Genomic DNA, 18,607 nt, shown 5'->3' with positions numbered 1-18,607 from the left:
GCGTGGCGAAAGCGAAGACGTTGTATATCTGCGGGGAATGCGGCGGACAGTCGCCCAAGTGGTCCGGTCAATGCCCGTCTTGCCAGGCGTGGAACACGCTCGTCGAATCGGTCGCAGAGGCGCCGTCCGCTCACCGTTTCCAGTCGCTCGCGAAGAGCACGCCAGTGCGGCGCCTCGCCGACATCGACGCGTCGGACGTGCCGCGCTTTTCCACCGGCGTCAGCGAATTCGACCGCGTGCTCGGCGGCGGTCTCGTGCCGGGCGGCGTGGTCCTGATCGGCGGCGATCCGGGCATCGGTAAATCTACATTGCTGCTGCAATCGCTCGCCGAGATCGCCGCGGACAAGCGCGCGCTCTATATCAGCGGCGAAGAATCGGGCGCGCAGATCGCGTTGCGCGCGCAACGGCTCGCACTGCTCGAACCCGGCTCGAAGGCGAGCGAACTGCAATTGCTCGCGGAAATCCAGCTCGAAAAAATTCAGGCGACGATCACCGAGCAACGGCCCGAAGTCGCCGTGATCGATTCGATCCAGACCGTCTATTCGGATGCTTTGACATCGGCGCCGGGCTCGGTCGCGCAAGTGCGCGAGTGCGCCGCGCAACTGACGCGTATCGCCAAGCAGTCGGGCACCACGATCATCATGGTCGGGCACGTGACGAAAGAGGGCGCGCTCGCGGGGCCGCGCGTGCTCGAGCATATCGTCGATACGGTGCTGTATTTCGAGGGCGATACGCACTCGTCGTACCGTCTCGTGCGCGCGATCAAGAACCGTTTCGGCGCGGTCAACGAGCTCGGCGTGTTCGCGATGACCGAGCGTGGTTTGCGCGGCGTCGCGAATCCGTCGGCATTGTTTTTGTCGCAGCACGAGCAGTCGGTGCCGGGTTCGTGCGTGCTCGTCACGCAGGAGGGCACGCGGCCGTTGCTCGTCGAAGTGCAGGCGCTCGTCGATTCGGCCAACGCGCCGAATCCGCGCCGCCTCGCGGTCGGCCTCGAACAGAACCGGCTCGCGATGCTGCTCGCGGTGCTGCATCGGCATGCGGGCATCGCCTGTTTCGATCAGGACGTGTTCCTGAACGCGGTGGGTGGCGTGAAGATCTCCGAGCCCGCCGCCGACCTCTCGGTACTGCTCGCGATTCATTCGTCGATGCGCAACAAGCCGCTGCCGAAGGGGCTCGTCGTATTCGGCGAAGTGGGCCTCGCCGGAGAAATCCGGCCGTCGCCGCGCGGTCAGGAACGCCTGAAGGAAGCGGCCAAGCTCGGCTTCTCGGTGGCGGTGATTCCGAAGGCCAATGCGCCGAAACAGCCGATCGAAGGCTTACAGGTCGTTGCGGTCGAACGGATCGAACAGGCCATCGACCGCGTCCGCACGCTCGAATAGACGGGGCCGGGACGGCTCGCCGGTACATTGCGCGCTCGCGGTCCCGTAATGCCCTGTAAATATCGCCATATTGGCTGTAACCTGGCCGCCATACCTTTTTCCTAAGCTGTAACGATATGCATCCCTTCTGATGCTCGAAAAAGGATCGCGCTTTGAAACAGTCACATGAAACCGCTGCCGACCCGCACATCCAGGTGCGCGGCTGCCGGGTCTCCGCACCGATTCATCGGCCATGGGGCGGCGCTTGCCGGATCGTCGAGTGGATCGACACCGCGGGGCAGATCTCGCGGCGCGTGGTGGCCGAAGACGTGACCGCCGCCGAAGTGCGCGCCACGATCAGCCGCCATGTGGAAGGTCGCAAGCACTTGCTGTACGACGACGAGAAGTCGCCGCGTCAAACGCTGCCGAGGCAGACGGCGACGCGGCGTTGACGGCGGCGGGTTAGGCCCCGTCGTCGTCTGAGTCGGCGGCGCTCGCGGCCGCCGCCGCATACGCGTGCGGATTGAACAGCGGATGCTGCGCCGCTTCAGCGGGCGTCAGCACCGGCGACACGCAGCAATCGAGCGATTCCAACGATTCCACCCAGTCGCCGAGCGTGCGCGTCGCGATCACATCAGCGAGTTCCCGGATGAGTGCCAACGCATCGGGACCGCCGATCGCCTGCCCCAGGCTCCAGTGACGCGTCGCCCATTCGGGCCGATCGAGCGCCATGCACAGCGTTTCCCAGAACTTCAGTTCGAGCGCGCCGACCGCGAGCCAGCGCTGATCGCTCGTGCGGTACAGGTTGTAGCAGGGCACGCCGCCATTTAGCAGACCACTGCCCGCTGCGGGCGCCGCCCCTTCGTTGACCAGCGACACCTGCGCGACGAAGTTGTGCGCATAGCTCGTGTGCGTCATCGATACATCGACGAAGCGGCCCGCGCCACCACGCGCGACATGCCAGAGCGCGGCGAGAATCTGCGTGACCGCGCTCAAGGCGCCACCGAGCAGATCGGCGATCTGGAAGTTCGGCAGGATCGGCGCACCGTCGCGGCTTGCCAGTTGATCGAGCACGCCCGCATAGCCGATGTAGTTCAGATCGTGGCCCGCATGGTCCGCGAACGGACCGCTTGCGCCATATCCGCTGATCGCGCAATAGACGAGCCGCGGATTGGCCGCGCCGAGCGTCGCGTAGCCGAGGCCGAGCCGCTCCATCACGCCGGGCCGGAAGCTCTCGATCAACACGTCGGCTTCGGCCGCGAGCGCGCGCAGCACGTTGCGTCCCGCTTCGGATTTGAGGTCGAGGCGCGTCTCGCGCTTGCCGCGATTGACCATCCGGTAGAACGCACCGGGCCTACCCGCGACACGATCGCTCGACGACTGCATCATCGTGCGCGTCGGGTCGCCCGCGCCGGGCGCTTCGATCTTCAGCACATCGGCGCCGAGCTCAGCGAGGCGCAGCGCGGCCGCCGGCCCCGGCAAGAGGCGCGTGAGGTCGAGCACGCGGAGTCCTTGCAACGGTGGCGGCACCTCGGTTGCCGTTGCAGCCGCGGGTCCAGACACCGATGACGGGGACGACGAGTTCGCAAATGACAAAGCCAAGCTCCCGTGGATGCCGGCGCGGCCCGGCCGTTGCGTGCCGCTAGCCGATCTGTTCGAGTTCCTCGTGCGTCTCGAGCCATTCGGCTTCGAGCGTATCGAGGCGCGCGTTCACGTCTGCCTGACGGCGGATCGCCTCCGTCAGTTTGCTCTTCTGCTCCGGCTCGTAGCTCGCGGGATCGGCGACGAATGTATCGAGCGTCGTCTTCTCCGCGTTGAGCGCGTCCATTTCCTTTTCGATCTTCGCGATGCGGCTTTGCAGCGGCTTCTTCAGATGCGCGAGCTTCTGCCGCGTTTCCGCTTCGAGGCGGCGCTGCTCCTTGCGATTGACGTTGCTGTCGCCATTTGCCGCGGCGCTGGACGCTGCGTCCGACGCACCGGAAGCATTCGCCTTCAACGCCGCGCGCTGCTCGGCCGCATGCTGCAGCAGCCAGTCGCGATAGTCGTCGAGATCGCCGTCGAATTCCTGCAGACGATGCTTCGCGACCAGCATGAACTGATCGGTCGTCGCGCGCAGCAGATGGCGGTCGTGCGACACCAGAATCAGCGTGCCTTCGAATTGCGCGAGCGCCATCGTCAGCGCGTGGCGCGTTTCGAGGTCGAGGTGATTGGTCGGCTCGTCGAGCAGCAGCAGGTTCGGCTTCTGCCAGATGATCAGCGCGAGCGCGAGGCGTGCTTTCTCGCCGCCCGAGAACGGCGCGATCTTCGCGGTCGCCATGTCGCCGGAAAAGTTGAAGCTGCCGAGGAAGTCGCGCAGTTCCTGCTCGCGCGTATCGGGCGCGAGACGCGCGAGGTGCTGCAACGGCGTGTCGTCCGGACGCAGCGTTTCGAGCTGATGCTGCGCGAAGTAGCCGATGCGCAAACCCTTGCCTTCGCGTACGTGGCCCGAGAGCGGTTCGAGCGTGCCCGCGAGCGTCTTGATCAGCGTGGACTTGCCCTGGCCGTTCGCGCCGAGCAGGCCGATGCGCTGACCATTCTGGATCGACAGCATCACGCGCTCGACGATCGGAATCTCGCTGCCGTCTTCGGCGTGGTAGCCGCAGCGCACATCTTCCATCACCATCATCGGATTCGGCGCGGAGTCGGGCGTACGGAACTCGAACGTGAACGGCGACGCGATGTGCGCGGGCGCGATCAGCTCCATCTTCTCGAGCGCCTTCACCCGGCTTTGCGCCTGACGCGCCTTGGTGGCCTGCGCCTTGAAGCGGTTGATGTAGCTTTGCAGATGCGCGACCGTGCGCTGCTGCTTTTCGTACGCGCTCTGCTGCAGGGCGATCTGCTGCGCGCGCAGCACTTCGAATTGCGAGTAATTGCCGCCGTAGCGCTTGATCTGCTGGTTCTCGAGATGCAGCGTGACGTTGCAGACGGAATCGAGAAACTCGCGGTCGTGCGAGATCACGATCAGCGTGCCCGCATAGCGATTGAGCCAGTCTTCGAGCCAGACGATCGCGTCGAGGTCGAGGTGGTTGGTCGGTTCGTCGAGCAGCAGCAGGTCGGAGCGGCACATCAGCGCCTGCGCGAGATTCAGCCGCATGCGCCAGCCGCCCGAAAAACTGCTGACCGGCTCGCGGGTCTGGTCGAGCGTGAAACCGAGGCCGAGCAGCAGCGCTTCGGCGCGTGCCGGCGCGGTGTAGCCGTCGGCGTCGGCGAAGGCGGCGTGCGCTTCGGCTTCGGCCGCGCCGTCGTGCGCCGCGGAGGCGGCCGCGATGCGCGCTTCGATGTCGCGCAGCGCGGCGTCGCCGTCGAGCGTGTAGGCGAGGGCGGTTTTGTCGACGGCAGGCGTTTCCTGTGCGACGTGGGCGATGCGCCAGGTCGGCGGGATCGAGAAATCGCCGCCGTCCGCATGCAGCTCGCCGCGCAGCACGGCGAACAGCGTCGACTTGCCCGCGCCGTTCGCCCCGACGAGGCCGGCTTTTTCACCGGGGTTCAACGTGAACGTGGTGTTGTCGAAAAGCGGCTTGGTGCCGCGCGCGAGGCTGAACTGATTGAAGCGGATCACGACGTGGCCGGCTGAAGAAAACCGCTATTTTAGACTGCCCGGCGGGTTGCCGGGCGCGCGGCGCCGATTGCCCGGCTGTCGCATTGAGCGCAGCCGCCATCGGCCATTCGGCCGACTGTACCGGCAGCGCTTTTGGCATAGACTGACGGCTTTCACGGGAGGGCACATGACATCGATCTATTCGTTTTCGGCACGCACGCTCGGCGGCGAGGAAGCGAGTCTCGCGAAGTACCAAGGCAAGGTGATGCTGATCGTCAATACCGCGAGCGAATGCGGGTTCACGCCGCAGTACGCGGGCTTGCAGAAGCTGTACGACACGTACGCGGCGCGCGGGCTCGCGGTGCTCGGTTTTCCGTGCAACCAGTTCGGCAAGCAGGAGCCGGGCGACGCCGCGCAGATCGGCAGCTTCTGCGAGAAGAATTACGGCGTGACGTTCCCGATGTTCGACAAGATCGACGTGAACGGCCCGAACGCGCACCCGCTATTCCGTTACCTGACGATCGAAGCGCCGGGGCTGCTCGGTCTCGAGGCGATCAAGTGGAATTTCACGAAGTTTCTGATCGGCCGCGACGGCAACGTGGTCAAGCGCTATGCGCCGCTGACCAAGCCCGAGGCGATCACCGAGGATATCGAAGCGCTGCTGTAAGCACGAGCGCCTCTACAGGATCGGCGAAAAGAGCCGTGCGACGTGCATCAGCATGCGTCGCAGCGCGTTCGCCTTGCGGTACTCGTCGCGGTCGATTTCGCGCGACTCGGCGAAGTCGTCGAGCAGCATCGTTTCGACTTCGAGCGCGAAACCGCGGTCGACGGTCAGCACCATGATCTCGAAGTTCAGACGGAACGAGCGGTTGTCGAGATTGGCGCTGCCGATCGCGGCCGCGCTGCTGTCGATCAGCACGACCTTCTGGTGCAGGAAACCCGGCTGATAGCGGAAGATGCGAATGCCCGCGCGCAGCGAGTCGTATGCATACAGCTTCGAAGCCTCGAACACCACCCGGTGATCGCGCCGGCTCGGAATCAGGATGCGTACGTCGACGCCGCGCAGCGCCGCGAGCCGCAGCGCGGCGAACACGGCTTCGTCGGGTACCAGGTAGGGCGTCGTGATCCAGATGCGTTCGCGCGCCGCGTTGATCGCTTCGACGAAAAACAGCGAGCAGGTCTCCTGTTTGTCGGCCGGGCCGCTCGGCAGCACGATGCAGTGCATGTTGTTCCCGGCGTGTTCGACGGCGCCGTGGGCGTCGCGCTGCTCGACGGATGGACCGGCAGTTTCGGTGGACGGCACGTCTAACTCGGGCAACTGCTGCGTGGCCCAGTACCAGTCCTCGATGAAGACGAACTGGATGCTGGCGACCGCCGGGCCGCGCACCTCGATATGCGTATCGCGCCACGGCGACAGCGGCGGCTTCGCGCCCAGATATTCGACGCCGACGTTATGACCGCCAATAAACGCGCGCTCGCCGTCGACCGCCACGATCTTGCGGTGATTGCGGAAATTCAGTTGCAGACGGTTGACGAAGCGGCGGTTCGTCGCGAACGGCTGCATCTCGATGCCGGCCGCGCGCAGTGCCGCGACGTAGCGGTGCGGCAGATCGAAGCTGCCGATGCTGTCGTACAGGAAGTACACGCGCACGCCCTGTTGCGCTTTCGCGATCAGCGCGTCTTTCAGCATGTCGCCGAGCGCGTCGTCGCGCACGATGAAGAACTGCACGATCACATAGTGGCGCGCGTTCTGGATCGCGTCGAAGATCGCCTCGAAAGTCGCGGTGCCGTTGATCAGCGTGCGCACGGTGTTGCCGGGCAGGAACGGCATGCCGCCGAGGCGCGTCAGCGACTGCACGAGCCGCGAGCCGAGCTGCTGCGTCGGCACCCCGGCCGACGACGCGTGCGTGTCCCACACCTGCGGATGCGCGCGTGTGCGCAGCAGCTCGTTTTCGACGCGGCGCGCGTCCGCGTAGCCGGCGAACTTGCTGCGGCCAAGGAACAGGTACGGCACGAGCGTCAGATAAGGCATCGCGACCAGCGATACGGCCCACGCGATCGCCCCTTGCGAGGTGCGGGTATGGAGAATCGCGTGACCGGCCGCGATGATGCCGAGAATGTGGGCAAGGAGAACCAGCGGGCCGACGTGAAGCAGGTCGAATGTCATAAGCTCGCGAACAGTTGGCGAAGCGCCGGGGTTCAGGAAACGGAGGCGGGCACAGGCTCGCTTCGTGGTCTGCGGCGAACGCGTCGGGCAACGAATTCAGACTGCGGCTGCGGCGCCTGGGAAAGCGCCAAAAACGGCCTAAAAACACGCGCTAAAAAATAGCGCAAAAACTCGTACGAATAAACCGTGTGTGCTGCGGCGCGCGTCACTTGCGAAATCCGACGCAAGCCGGCGCCGCGCACGCCGCGCGATCAAACGGACAGCATGCCGAACTCAGACCGGCAGGTCGCTGGCCTGGATCAGGAACACGTTGTCGTCGCCGGCGCTGGTCGACAGCCACACGAGGTCGAGACCGCCGAACGCCGCCTCGACGTGCTCGCGTTCGTTGCCGATCTCGATGACGAGCACGCCGTCTTCGGTCAGCCAGTTGCGCGCGCCGGCAATGATCCGGCGCACGATGTCCATGCCGTCCGCGCCACCCGCGAGCGCCATCTCCGGCTCGTGCTTGTATTCGGCCGGCAACTCCTGCATCGACTTCGCGTTCACGTACGGCGGGTTGCTGATGATCACGTCGTAGCGGCGCTCGGCGAGCGGCGCGTACAGATCGCCTTCGAACAGCGCGATGCGGTCGTCGAGGTGGTAGTCCAGCACGTTGCGCGTCGCGACTTCGAGCGCGGGCGCGGACAGATCGACCGCGTCGACGTCGGCGTTCGGGAACGCGTGGGCGGCGAGGATCGCGAGGCAGCCGGAGCCGGTGCACAGCTCGAGCACCGCGCCGACCTGCTCGGGGTCCTCGACGTACGGCTGCAGGCCGTCCTGCAGCAGCTCGCCGATGAACGAGCGCGGCACGATCACGCGCTCGTCGACGTAAAAGCGATAGCCATGCATCCACGCTTCCTGCGTGATGTACGCGGCCGGCACGCGTTCGGCGGCGCGTCGCTCGATCACTTTCAGCACCGCCTCGATTTCGGCCGTGGTCAGGCGCGCGTCTAGAAACGGCTCGAGCAGGTCGAGCGGCAGGTGCAGCGTGTGCAGGATCAGATAGGCGGCTTCGTCGTAGGCATTGGCCGAGCCGTGGCCGAACGACAGCTTGGCCTCGCTAAAACGCGACACTGCATAACGCAGCAAGTCGCGGACGGTGCAAAAAGGAAGCGTCATCGCAAGGTTCCTGGTTATGCGATCAGTTGTTCGAGCACGCGGCGATACACGTTCTTCAGCGGCTCGATATGGGCGACTTCGATATGTTCGTCGATCTTGTGGATGCTTGCGTTCAGCGGACCGAACTCGATCACCTGCTTGCAGATGCGCGCGATGAAGCGGCCGTCCGACGTGCCGCCGGTGGTCGACAACTCGGTGTCGACGCCGGTCTCGTCCTTGATCGCTTGCGCGAGCGCGCTCGACAGCTCGCCGCGCGGGGTGAGAAACGGCAGGCCGCTCACGGTCCAATGCAGTTCGTATTCGAGGCCGTGTTTGTCGAGAATCGCGTGCACGCGCTTTTGCAGTCCTTCGACGGTGCTCGCGGTCGAGAAGCGGAAGTTGAACATCACGTCCGCATGGCCGGGGATCACGTTGGTCGCGCCGGCGCCGCTGTGGATGTTCGACACCTGCCAGGTGGTCGGCGGGAAATATTCGTTGCCATCGTCCCAGCGCTCGGCGACGAGCTCGGCGAGCGCGGGCGCGAGCAGGTGCACCGGATTCTTCGCCAGATGCGGATAAGCGATATGGCCTTGCACGCCCTTGACGATCAGCTTGCCCGACATCGAGCCGCGCCGGCCATTCTTGACCATGTCGCCGAACCGCTCGCTCGACGTCGGCTCGCCGACGATGCAGTAGTCCATGCGCTCACCGCGCTCTTGCAATGCTTCGACGACCTTGACGGTGCCGTCTGTGGCGGGGCCTTCCTCGTCGCTCGTGATCAGGAATGCGATCGAGCCGCGGTGCTGAGGGTTGGCCGCGACGAACTCCTCGCTCGCGACGACGAAGCCGGCGATCGACGCCTTCATGTCCGCCGCGCCGCGGCCGTACAGCTTGCCGTCGCGCTGGGTCGGCTCGAACGGCGCCGAGCGCCATTGTTCGAGCGGGCCGGTCGGCACCACGTCGGTGTGACCGGCGAACGCGAGCAGCTTGCCCGCGGTGCCGTCGACGCCGCGTTTTACGGCCCACAGGTTGGTCACGCCGTTGGATTCGATCGTCTCGTGCTCGAAGCCGAGCGCGGCCAGGCGCTCGATCAGCAGACGCTGGCAATGCTGGTCGTCGGGCGTCACGGACGCGCGCGCGATCAGTTGTTCGGTAAGGGCGAGGGTGCCGGACATGGATTCAGTACAAGCCACTTTGAAATGAAAAAATGCCGGCTCGCGGTGAGCCACCGCAGCCGGCAACAGCCTTTGAACGACGCGGCGCGAGGCCGCGCGTCATGCTACGTGCCTGGCAGTCGCTCAGGCAAACAGCGCCGCGTACTCGTCAGCGGAAAAACCGAGCGACTTCACGCGCCCGTTCACGACCAGCACCGGCCGCTTGATCACCGACGGCTTGTGGATCATCAGCGCGATCGCGCCCGGCTGCGTTTCCGCGGCCGCCTTCATGTCGTCGGACAGCGCGCGCCACGTCGTGCCGCGGCGGTTCAGCAGCGCGTCGAGTTTGACGTCCTTCAACCAGTCCTGCACCAGCGGCTCGGTTACGCCGGCCTTCTTGAAGTCGTGAAACTCGAACTCGACGCCATGCTCTTCGAGCCACACACGGGCCTTCTTCACGGTGTCGCAGTTCGGAATGCCGTAGACGACGGTTTTGGTGCCGCGCGCCATCAGTCGCCTCGCAGCAACTCGTTCAGGCCGACCTTCGCGCGCGTCTTGGCGTCGACCTTCTTGACGATGACCGCGCAGTACAGGCTGTGCGTGCCGTCCTTCGACGGCAGGTTGCCCGCCACCACGACCGAGCCCGCCGGAATGCGGCCGTACGTGACTTCGCCGGTTTCGCGGTCGTAAATCTTGGTGCTCTGGCCGAGGTACACGCCCATCGAGATCACCGAGTTTTCCTCGACGATCACGCCTTCGACGACTTCCGAGCGCGCGCCGATGAAGCAGTTGTCTTCGATGATGACCGGGTTCGCCTGCAGCGGCTCGAGCACGCCGCCGATGCCGACGCCGCCCGACAGGTGCACGTTCTTGCCGATCTGCGCGCACGAGCCGACGGTGGCCCACGTGTCGACCATCGTGCCTTCGTCGACGTATGCGCCGATGTTGGTGTACGACGGCATCAGCACGACGTTCTTCGCGATGAACGAGCCGCGGCGCGCGATCGCGGGCGGCACCACGCGGAAGCCGCCGGCGGCGAAGTCTTCAGCGGTGTAGTTCGCGAACTTCGACGGCACCTTGTCGTAGAACTGGCTGTAGCCGCCGGCCGGCATCGGCGCGTTGTCTTCCAGACGGAACGACAGCAGCACGGCCTTCTTCAGCCACTGGTTGACGACCCAGTCGCCGTCCTTCTTTTCGGCGACGCGCAGCGCGCCCTTATCGAGTTGCTCGATCGCGTGGGCGACGGCTTCGCGCACTTCGGCCGGCGCGGCTTTCGGCGACAGCTCGGCGCGGTTGTCCCAGGCGGTATCGATGATGCTCTGAAGTTGTTGCGACATATGCGTGATTTTATGAAGGGTTGATGTCTGGAGATGGGGTGCGGTGCGGCTCGGGTGCGGCTCAAGCCGCAGCGAGAGATCGGCAGAATTCGACGATCCGCTGCGCGCCTGCCGTGCATTCGTCGACATCGGCGACGAGCGCGAGGCGCACGAAATTGCGGCCGGGGTTCACGCCGTGCGCGGTGCGCGCGAGGAACGAGCCCGGCAGAACCGTCACATTATAGTCGGCGTAGAGGCGCTGGGCGAACTCGGTGTCGGTGAGGCCGGTGCGCTCGACATTGGCCCACAGGTAGAACGCGGCGTCGGGCAGGCGCACGTCGAGCACGTCGGCGAGCATCGGCGTGACGGTCGTGAACTTCTGCAGGTACTTCGCGCGGTTCTCGCGCACGTGTGTCTCGTCGCTCCACGCGACCACGCTCGCGCTCTGGTACACGGTGGAGAGCGCCGCGCCGTGGTACGTGCGGTACAGCAGGAACGACTTCAGAATCGACGCGTCGCCGGCGACGAAGCCCGAGCGCATGCCCGGTACGTTCGAGCGCTTCGACAGGCTGGACAGCATCACGAGGCGCTCGAAGCCGCGGCCGAGCCGGTGGGCCGCTTCGAGACCGCCGAGCGGCGGCTTCGACTCGTCGAAATAGATTTCCGAGTAGCACTCGTCCGACGCGATCACGAAGCCGTAGCGGTCCGATAGGGCGAACAGTTCGCGCCAGTCGTCGAGCGTGAGCACGGCGCCGGTGGGGTTGCCCGGCGAGCAGACGTACAGCAGTTGCGTGCGGGCCCAGACCTCCGCGGGCACCGCCGAGTAGTCGCACGCGAAGTTGCGCGCCGGGTCGCCGTTGACGAAGTACGGCTGGGCGCCGCCGAGCAGCGCCGCGCCTTCGTAGATTTGGTAGAACGGGTTCGGACAGAGTACGATCGCAGGCTCTCCGTCGGCATCGCGGCGCGGGTTCAGCACCGTCTGCGCAAGCGCGAACAGCGCTTCGCGCGAACCGGACACCGGCAGCACCTCGGTCAGCGGATCGAGCGGCGGCAGGTTGTAGCGTTGCGTGACCCACTTCGCGATCGACTCACGCAGCGGCGCCGAGCCGAGCGTGGCCGGATAGGCAGCGAGGCCGCCGAGCGAAGCGATGACGGCGTCGCGGATCAGCGGCGGCGTCGGATGTTTCGGCTCGCCGATGCCGAAGCTGATATGCGCGAGGCCGGCCGGCGGCGTGACGTCCTTGAAAAGCAGGCGCAGCTTTTCGAACGGATAGGGCTGAAGGGAGTCGAGTAGCGGATTCACGGACGAGTGGGCCTGATCGGAATGGACGCGGATGAAAGTCGGGACAACCGGGCAAGCGCGCCGGCGGGCGTCGGCGCATCAAACATGAATCGGCATCCCTGCGCGCGATGCACTGGCCAGCGACGAGCCGGCCACCAGCGGCGGCGAACGGACGATTATAGCGTGGCGCGCCCGTGGGCCAAGCGGGAGCTTGCCGCGCGGCGCGGCAGCAATCCGTGAGGCGGCGCACCGGCGCGCCGCGGCGGGAACGGCGCGAATCCGCTACGGTTCGCGTAAAAGAATACGCAGGAGCAGCAAATGTACGCAGCAGAGCAGCAGACGGCCGGCCGGGCCCTCATCCGACCCACCCGCGACGCTCGTCGGAGTCCGGCCCCATGACCAACTGGCTTCGCAACGGCTGGCCGACGCTCGCGATCATGCTGGGCGCGTCGGTCTGGGGGATGGTCTGGTACCCGCTGCGCATGCTCGCCGCGCTCGGCGTGACCGGCACCGCAGCGAGCGCGCTGACGAGCGGCACCGGCTGCCTGTTCGTGCTGCTCGTGCGGCATCGCGCGCTGAAGACCGTGCGATGGCACTGGCTGCTGCCGGCGCTCGCGCTCGCCGCTGGCGTCACGAATCTGGGCTTCGTGTGGGGCGCGATTCACGGTCAGGTGATGCGCGTGCTGCTGTTGTTCTATCTGACGCCCGCGTGGACCGCGCTGTTCGCGCATTTCATCCTGCATGAGAGGCTCACGTGGTCGGGCGCGGCGCTGGCCGCGCTGTCGCTCGCGGGCGCGATGACGATGCTGTGGTCGCCGCGGCTCGGCGTTCCGGTGCCCGGCAATCCCGCCGAATGGGCTGGGCTCGCCGGCGGCATGGGCTTCGCGATGAGCAATGTGCTGATCCTGAAGACGAGCCGCGTGCTGCCGGACATGAAGCCCGAAATGCGCACCGCGGTGATCTTCGGCGGCGCGGCGTTTTTCGGCGCGCTCGCGTCGCTCATCGAGCCGATGCCCGCGCCGCCCACCGGCGCGCATCTGGGTACCGCGGCGCTGCTCGTGCTCGGCCTCGGTCTGCTGCTCGCGTCGAACAATATGCTGGTGCAGTACGGGCTCTCGCGTGTGCCGGCCAATCGCGCTTCGATCATCATGCTGTTCGAACTCGTCGTGACGGCGCTGTCGGCGTGGCTGTTCGCCGGCGAAGTACCGGGGCCGCGCGAATGGGCCGGCGGCGCGTGCATCGTGCTCGCATCGGCGTTGTCGAGCTGGGTGCATCGGACGAAGACGGTGCCGCCCGATCCGGCCATCGGCGACACGGACGGGCCGGGCGGCGACGATGGGCGCGGTGACCCGCGCGGTGACCAACGCGCTGACCAACACGGCCGTGACGGCGACAGCGACGACCACCGAAAGGGCGGTAAGAATCGTCCACGCGCGATGGTATGATTCCCCCTCATTAGCCGGCGCATGCGCACCTGTGCCTCCGATGTGCATGAGCGCATGCAGCCGGCAACCAAATTGCGAAGGCTCGCGAGGTTGCGTGGGGCCGTCCCGCCACGGCGGTGAACGACTGGCGCAACCTCGCGAGCCACCTATCACACTCTCTTTTCAAACAGCGAAATCGCCGTGCGGCTCACCTCGATCAAACTCGCTGGCTTCAAATCCTTCGTCGATCCCACGCATTTCCAGGTCCCAGGCCAACTGGTTGGCGTGGTCGGTCCGAACGGGTGCGGCAAATCCAACATCATCGACGCCGTGCGCTGGGTGCTCGGCGAATCGCGCGCCTCCGAATTGCGCGGCGAGTCGATGCAGGACGTGATCTTCAACGGCTCGACCGCCCGCAAACCCGGCAGCCGCGCGAGCGTCGAACTCGTGTTCGACAACGCGGACGGCCGCGCCGCCGGCCAGTGGGGCCAGTATGCGGAGATCGCCGTGAAGCGCGTGCTGACGCGCGACGGCACCTCGAGCTACTACATCAACAATTTGCCGGCGCGTCGCCGCGACATCCAGGACATCTTCCTCGGCACCGGCCTCGGGCCGCGCGCGTACGCGATCATCGGTCAGGGCATGATCGCGCGGCTGATCGAGGCGAAGCCCGAAGAGCTGCGCGTGTTCCTCGAAGAAGCCGCCGGCGTGTCGAAGTACAAGGAGCGCCGCCGCGAGACCGAGAACCGTCTGCACGACACGCGCGAGAACCTGACGCGCGTCGAGGACATCATCCGCGAGCTCGGTACGAATCTCGAGAAGCTGGAGGGGCAGGCGGTCGTCGCGACGCGATATCGCGAGCTGCAAAGCGACGGCGAGGAAAAGCAGCGTCTGCTGTGGCTGTTGCGCAAGAACGAAGCGGCTGGCGAGCAGCAGCGCCAGCAGCGCGCGATCGAACAGGCGCAGATCGACCTCGAGGCGCAAACCGCGAAGCTGCGCGAAGTCGAGGCGGAACTCGAAACGCTGCGCGTCGCGCACTATTCGGCGAGCGACGCGATGCAGGGCGCGCAGGGCGCGCTGTACGAGGCGAACGCGGAAGTGAGCCGGCTGGAAGCCGAGATCCGCTTCATCGTCGAATCGCGCAACCGCGTGCAGGCGCAGATCGCTGCGCTCACGGCGCAGCGCGAGCAATGGCAATCGCAAGCCGACAAGGCGCAGGACGATATCGCCGACGCCGAAGAGCAATTGGCCGTCGCCGAAGAAAAAGCCCTGCTGGCCGAAGAGGACGCCGCCGCTAAGCACGACGCGCTGCCCGCGCTCGAAGCGCGCTGGCGCGACGCGCAGGCGGAGCTGAACACCGAGCGCGCCGGCATCGCACAGACCGAGCAGGCGCTGAAGCTCGAAGCCGCGCATCAGCGCAATGCCGATCAGCAATTGCAGCAACTGCAGCAGCGCCAGGAGCGGCTGAAATCGGAAGAAGGCGGGCTCGACGCGCCCGACGAGGCGCAGCTCGAAGAGTTGCGCATGCAGCTCGCCGAGCACGAGGAAATCCTGCACGACGCGCAGGGACGCCTCGCCGATGCGCAGGAAACACTGCCGCGGCTCGACGGCGAACGGCGCGCCGCGCAGGAGCGTGTGCAGGCCGAAAGCGCGCAGATCCATCAGCTCGACGCGCGCCTCGCCGCGCTCAAGCAGCTGCAGGAAAACGTGCAGACCGAAGGCAAGATCCAGCCATGGCTCGACAAGCACGAATTGGGCAGCCTGCCGCGTCTGTGGAAGAAGCTGCATGTCGAGGCCGGTTGGGAAACCGCGCTCGAAGCGGTGTTGCGCGAGCGCCTCGCGGCGCTCGAAGTGTCGAATCTCGACTGGGTCAAGGCGTTCGCAACCGACGCGCCACCCGCCAAGCTCGCGTTCTACGCACCGCCCGCGGCCGGCCAGCCGGCCTTGGCGGCCGGCGCGCTGCGCTCGCTGCTGTCGCTCGTGCGCATCGAGGACGCGGGTATCCGCGCGGTGCTGACCGACTGGCTCGGCCGCGCGTACGTCGCCGACGATTTGCAGCAGGCGCTTTCGATGCGGGCACAGTTGCCCGACGGCGGCGCATTCGTCGTCAAGGCAGGGCACGTGGTCACGCGCGTCGGCGTGCAGTTGTACGCGGCCGATTCCGAACAGGCCGGCATGCTCGCGCGTCAGCAGGAAATCGAGAACCTCGGCCGCCAGGTGCGTGCGCAGGCCTTGCTCGCCGACGAGGCGAAGGCCGCCGCGATCCGCGCCGAAGCCGCGCACACGCAAGCCGCGCAAGCGCTCGCCGAAATGCGTCAGCAGGCCGAGCGCGCGACGCAGCGGGTCCACGCGCTGCAGATGGACGTGCTGAAGCTCACTCAGGCGCACGAGCGCTACACACAGCGCAGCACGCAGATTCGCGAGGAACTCGAAGAGATCGCCGCGCAGGTCGACGAGCAGCGTGCGCTGCGCGCGGAATCGGAAGCGAACTTCGAGCGTCACGACGGCGAGCTCGCCGAACTGCAGGCGCGCTTCGAAGACCATCAACTCGCGTTCGAAGCGCTCGACGAAGAACTGACGACCGCCCGCGGCGAGGCACGCGATCTCGACCGCGCCGCCACCGACGCGCGCTTCGCCGCGCGCAACATGGCGAACCGCATCGACGAACTGAAGCGCAGCATCCAGGTCGCGCATGAGCAGAGCGAGCGCGTCGCGGGTTCGCTCGAAGATGCTCGCGCCGAGCTCGAAACGATCAACGAGCAGACCGCGCACACCGGTCTGCAGGACGCGCTCGATATCCGCGCCGTCAAGGAAGAGGCGCTGCGCGCCGCGCGCGTCGAGCTCGACGACCTGACCGCGAAGCTGCGCTCGGCCGATGAAACGCGCCTCACCGCCGAGCGCGCGCTGCAGCCGCTGCGCGACCGCATCAACGAATTGCAGTTGAAGGAGCAGGCCGCGCGCATCAACGGCGAGCAGTTCGTCGAGCAGCTGAGCGCGGCCGGGGTCGATGAAGCCGAATTGCAGGCCAAGCTGACGCCGGACCTGAAGCCGTCGTACCTGCAGGGCGAAGTCACCCGCATCAACAACGCGATCATCGCGCTCGGGCCGGTCAACATGGCCGCGCTCGACGAGCTGAAGGCCGCGACCGAGCGCAAGAGCTTCCTCGATTCGCAGTCGGCCGACCTGACGAGCGCGATCGAAACGCTCGAAGACGCGATCCGCAAGATCGACGCCGAAACGCGCACGCTGCTGCAAAGCACGTTCGATGAAGTGAACCGTCATTTCGGCGAACTGTTCCCGCGTCTCTTCGGTGGCGGCCAGGCGAAGCTGATCATGACCGGCGACGAAATCCTCGACGCCGGCGTGCAGGTGATGGCGCAGCCGCCGGGCAAGAAGAATTCGACGATTCATCTGCTGTCGGGCGGCGAGAAAGCGCTGACCGCGACCGCGCTCGTGTTCGCGATGTTCCAGCTGAATCCGGCGCCATTCTGTCTGCTCGACGAAGTGGACGCGCCGCTCGACGACGCCAACACCGAGCGCTTTGCGAATCTGGTCCGGGCGATGTCGGACAAAACCCAGTTCCTGTTCATCTCGCACAACAAGATCGCGATGGAGATGGCGCAACAGCTGATCGGCGTGACGATGCAGGAGCAGGGCGTCTCGCGGATCGTTGCGGTCGACATGGAAACGGCGGCGGGTTTCGCCCAGAATATCGTTTGAGTTAACGCCTTCGCGGGCATCCGCATCCAGCGCAGCGGCCTCGATGAGAGCCGCGCGGTACGTGGAGCGGACGACAGGCCCGCGTGGATAGAAGAATTGCTGATGGAGCATGCATGGACGAGTTGACACTCGGGTTGATCGGCGCAGGTGCCGTGGTGGTGGGGGGCGTGGTCGTGTACAACGCGTGGCAGGGCGCGAAGGTGCGTCGCAAGATGCCGCGGCCGATGCCGGCCGACACCGCCGAGAGCTTTGCCCGCGACGAGCATGAGGAGCAGAGTCCGTTCATCGAGCCGGCCCGGCCGACCACGCGGCGTGAGCCCAGCGTGAGCGCCGAAGCGACCGCGCACCCGAGCGCCGCGCGCGTGGAGCCGACGTTCGGCGCGGGCGCGGCGCCGCTCGATACACCGGCCGATATCCAGGCCGAGATGACGTCGCCGAACGGTTATCCGTCGGCGGATGCCGATACCGCCGGCGAAGGCGAGCATGCGGCGGCGCCGGACGCGGACGTGGAGCGACCCGCGGCCGAAGCGCCCGCGGCCCTGCCGGCGTCCACCGAGCACGAGCGGGTCGAGCCGATCCTGCCGGCTGCCACGACGATTTCGTCGGCGCCACCGGCCATCGTCGACCGGCGCATCGACTGTATCGTGCCGATCCGGCTGAATGGCCCCGTGGCCGGCGACAAGGTGTTGCCGCTCGCGCAGCGCTTGCGTCGCGCGGGCAGCAAGCCGGTGCATATCGAAGGCAAGCCTGAAGGCGGCGGCGCGTGGGAGCTGCTGCAGAACGGCACGCGCTACGAAGAACTGCGCGCGGCCGCGCAGCTCGCGAACCGCAGCGGCGCGCTCAACGAGCTCGAATTTTCCGAGTTCGTGACCGGCGTGCAGCAGTTCGCCGACGCGCTCGACGCCGCGCCGGAATTCCCCGACATGCTCGAAACCGTCGCGATGGCGCGCGAGCTCGACGGCTTTGCCGCCCAGTGCGACGCACAGCTGTCGATCAACGTGCTGTCGGACGGCGCGCCGTGGTCGGCCAACTACGTGCAGGCGGTCGCGTCGCAGGACGGTTTGCTGCTGTCGCGTGACGGCACGCGCTTCGTCAAGCTCGACTCGCGGCAAAACCCGGTATTCATGCTGCAATTCGGCGACACCAATTTCCTGCGCGACGACCTCACGTACAAAGGCGGCGAGATGATCACGCTGGTGCTCGACGTGCCGGTCGCCGACGAAGACATCCTGCCGTTCCGTCTGATGTGCGATTACGCGAAGTCGCTGTCTGAGCGCATCGGCGGCCGCGTGGTCGACGACGGTCGTCGGCCGTTGCCCGAAAGCGCGCTGCTCGCGATCGAAAAGCAATTGATGACGCTGTACGCGAAGCTGGAGCAAGCGGGCATTCCGGCCGGTTCGCCGGCCACGCGGCGCCTGTTCAGCCAGTAAGCCGTTTCAGCGTTCCACCCGTTTTGACGACGGCCGCACGAT

General features: G+C 66.4%; 14 protein-coding genes. 6 read left to right on the top strand and 8 right to left on the bottom strand.

What is annotated here, in order from left to right; all coding sequences use genetic code 11:
* The first annotated feature begins 2 nt into the window (after positions 1-2).
* Positions 3-1,379, top strand: a complete 1,377-nt coding sequence (gene radA / locus VSR82_RS02590; RefSeq protein ID WP_410847941.1) for a DNA repair protein RadA — start codon at positions 3-5, stop codon at positions 1,377-1,379.
* 152 nt (positions 1,380-1,531) lie between these two features.
* Positions 1,532-1,810 carry a DUF2866 domain-containing protein gene (locus VSR82_RS02585; protein ID WP_368586900.1) on the top strand — a complete coding sequence of 93 codons (279 nt, stop codon included), beginning with the start codon at positions 1,532-1,534 and terminating at the stop codon, positions 1,808-1,810.
* Between the two features lie 10 nt (positions 1,811-1,820).
* Here the strand turns inward: VSR82_RS02585 and VSR82_RS02580 are convergent, their stop codons facing one another.
* Positions 1,821-2,876 (bottom strand): CaiB/BaiF CoA transferase family protein, encoded by a 1,056-nt coding sequence (locus VSR82_RS02580; RefSeq protein WP_429458879.1) that lies wholly within the window; start codon positions 2,874-2,876, stop codon positions 1,821-1,823.
* Between the two features lie 124 nt (positions 2,877-3,000).
* Positions 3,001-4,956 carry an ATP-binding cassette domain-containing protein gene (locus tag VSR82_RS02575; protein WP_429458881.1) on the bottom strand — a complete coding sequence of 652 codons (1,956 nt, stop codon included), beginning with the start codon at positions 4,954-4,956 and terminating at the stop codon, positions 3,001-3,003.
* Positions 4,957-5,122: 166 nt separating this feature from the next.
* Here VSR82_RS02575 and VSR82_RS02570 point away from each other — a divergent pair, with 166 nt between their 5' ends.
* Positions 5,123-5,602: a glutathione peroxidase gene (locus tag VSR82_RS02570; RefSeq protein WP_368586903.1), complete on the top strand. Its 480-nt coding sequence runs from the start codon at positions 5,123-5,125 to the stop codon at positions 5,600-5,602.
* Between the two features lie 12 nt (positions 5,603-5,614).
* On the opposite strand, the gene cls is transcribed toward VSR82_RS02570, so the two are convergent.
* From cls to dapC, 6 genes are all read right to left on the bottom strand, one after another.
* Positions 5,615-7,102 (bottom strand): cardiolipin synthase, encoded by a 1,488-nt coding sequence (cls, locus tag VSR82_RS02565; RefSeq protein WP_429458883.1) that lies wholly within the window; start codon positions 7,100-7,102, stop codon positions 5,615-5,617.
* Positions 7,103-7,375: 273 nt separating this feature from the next.
* A complete protein-coding gene (gene prmB / locus VSR82_RS02560; RefSeq protein ID WP_368586905.1) occupies positions 7,376-8,260 on the bottom strand; it encodes a 50S ribosomal protein L3 N(5)-glutamine methyltransferase in 885 nt (294 codons plus the stop codon).
* Between the two features lie 14 nt (positions 8,261-8,274).
* Complete coding sequence (gene dapE, locus VSR82_RS02555; RefSeq protein ID WP_429458885.1) at positions 8,275-9,414, bottom strand: succinyl-diaminopimelate desuccinylase; 1,140 nt, start codon at positions 9,412-9,414, stop codon at positions 8,275-8,277.
* Between the two features lie 123 nt (positions 9,415-9,537).
* Positions 9,538-9,903 carry an ArsC family reductase gene (locus tag VSR82_RS02550; RefSeq protein ID WP_018435509.1) on the bottom strand — a complete coding sequence of 122 codons (366 nt, stop codon included), beginning with the start codon at positions 9,901-9,903 and terminating at the stop codon, positions 9,538-9,540.
* Positions 9,903-10,730 (bottom strand): 2,3,4,5-tetrahydropyridine-2,6-dicarboxylate N-succinyltransferase, encoded by an 828-nt coding sequence (gene dapD, locus VSR82_RS02545; RefSeq protein ID WP_008923562.1) that lies wholly within the window; start codon positions 10,728-10,730, stop codon positions 9,903-9,905. The genes VSR82_RS02550 and dapD overlap by 1 nt, the downstream gene beginning before the upstream one ends.
* 61 nt (positions 10,731-10,791) lie before the next feature.
* The gene (gene dapC / locus VSR82_RS02540) at positions 10,792-12,012 is read right to left on the bottom strand and encodes a succinyldiaminopimelate transaminase (RefSeq protein ID WP_429458888.1); all 1,221 of its coding nucleotides are present in this window, start codon (positions 12,010-12,012) and stop codon (positions 10,792-10,794) included.
* A 374-nt stretch (positions 12,013-12,386) separates the two neighbouring features.
* Between dapC and VSR82_RS02535 the strand changes: the two genes are divergently transcribed.
* The 3 genes from VSR82_RS02535 (at position 12,387) to VSR82_RS02525 (ending at position 18,565) form a co-directional block, all read left to right on the top strand.
* Positions 12,387-13,436, top strand: coding sequence for a DMT family transporter (locus VSR82_RS02535; protein WP_429458890.1), 1,050 nt, complete (start codon positions 12,387-12,389; stop codon positions 13,434-13,436).
* Positions 13,437-13,616: 180 nt separating this feature from the next.
* Complete coding sequence (gene smc, locus VSR82_RS02530; protein ID WP_429458892.1) at positions 13,617-17,135, top strand: chromosome segregation protein SMC; 3,519 nt, start codon at positions 13,617-13,619, stop codon at positions 17,133-17,135.
* A gap of 113 nt (positions 17,136-17,248) precedes the next feature.
* A complete protein-coding gene (locus VSR82_RS02525) occupies positions 17,249-18,565 on the top strand; it encodes a cell division protein ZipA C-terminal FtsZ-binding domain-containing protein (protein WP_429458894.1) in 1,317 nt (438 codons plus the stop codon).
* The last annotated feature ends 42 nt before the right edge of the window (positions 18,566-18,607 follow it).

Origin of the sequence: Burkholderia sp. JPY481 (genome assembly GCF_038900515.1) — a bacterium.
GTDB classification, from domain to species: domain Bacteria; phylum Pseudomonadota; class Gammaproteobacteria; order Burkholderiales; family Burkholderiaceae; genus Paraburkholderia; species Paraburkholderia youngii.
The sequence above is the reverse complement of the archived record's forward strand: the minus strand, read 5'-3'. Positions and strand labels throughout refer to the sequence as shown.

Excerpts from the sequence above, each read along its gene's own strand:
- VSR82_RS02570 (WP_368586903.1), top strand. The coding sequence starts at position 5,123 with ATGACATCGATCTATTCGTTTTCGGCACGCACGCTCGGCGGCGAGGAA.
- cls (WP_429458883.1), bottom strand. The coding sequence starts at position 7,102 with ATGACATTCGACCTGCTTCACGTCGGCCCGCTGGTTCTCCTTGCCCAC.
- prmB (WP_368586905.1), bottom strand. The coding sequence starts at position 8,260 with ATGACGCTTCCTTTTTGCACCGTCCGCGACTTGCTGCGTTATGCAGTG.
- dapE (WP_429458885.1), bottom strand. The coding sequence starts at position 9,414 with ATGTCCGGCACCCTCGCCCTTACCGAACAACTGATCGCGCGCGCGTCC.
- VSR82_RS02550 (WP_018435509.1), bottom strand. The coding sequence starts at position 9,903 with ATGGCGCGCGGCACCAAAACCGTCGTCTACGGCATTCCGAACTGCGAC.
- dapD (WP_008923562.1), bottom strand. The coding sequence starts at position 10,730 with ATGTCGCAACAACTTCAGAGCATCATCGATACCGCCTGGGACAACCGC.
- VSR82_RS02535 (WP_429458890.1), top strand. The coding sequence starts at position 12,387 with ATGACCAACTGGCTTCGCAACGGCTGGCCGACGCTCGCGATCATGCTG.
- VSR82_RS02525 (WP_429458894.1), top strand. The coding sequence starts at position 17,249 with ATGGACGAGTTGACACTCGGGTTGATCGGCGCAGGTGCCGTGGTGGTG.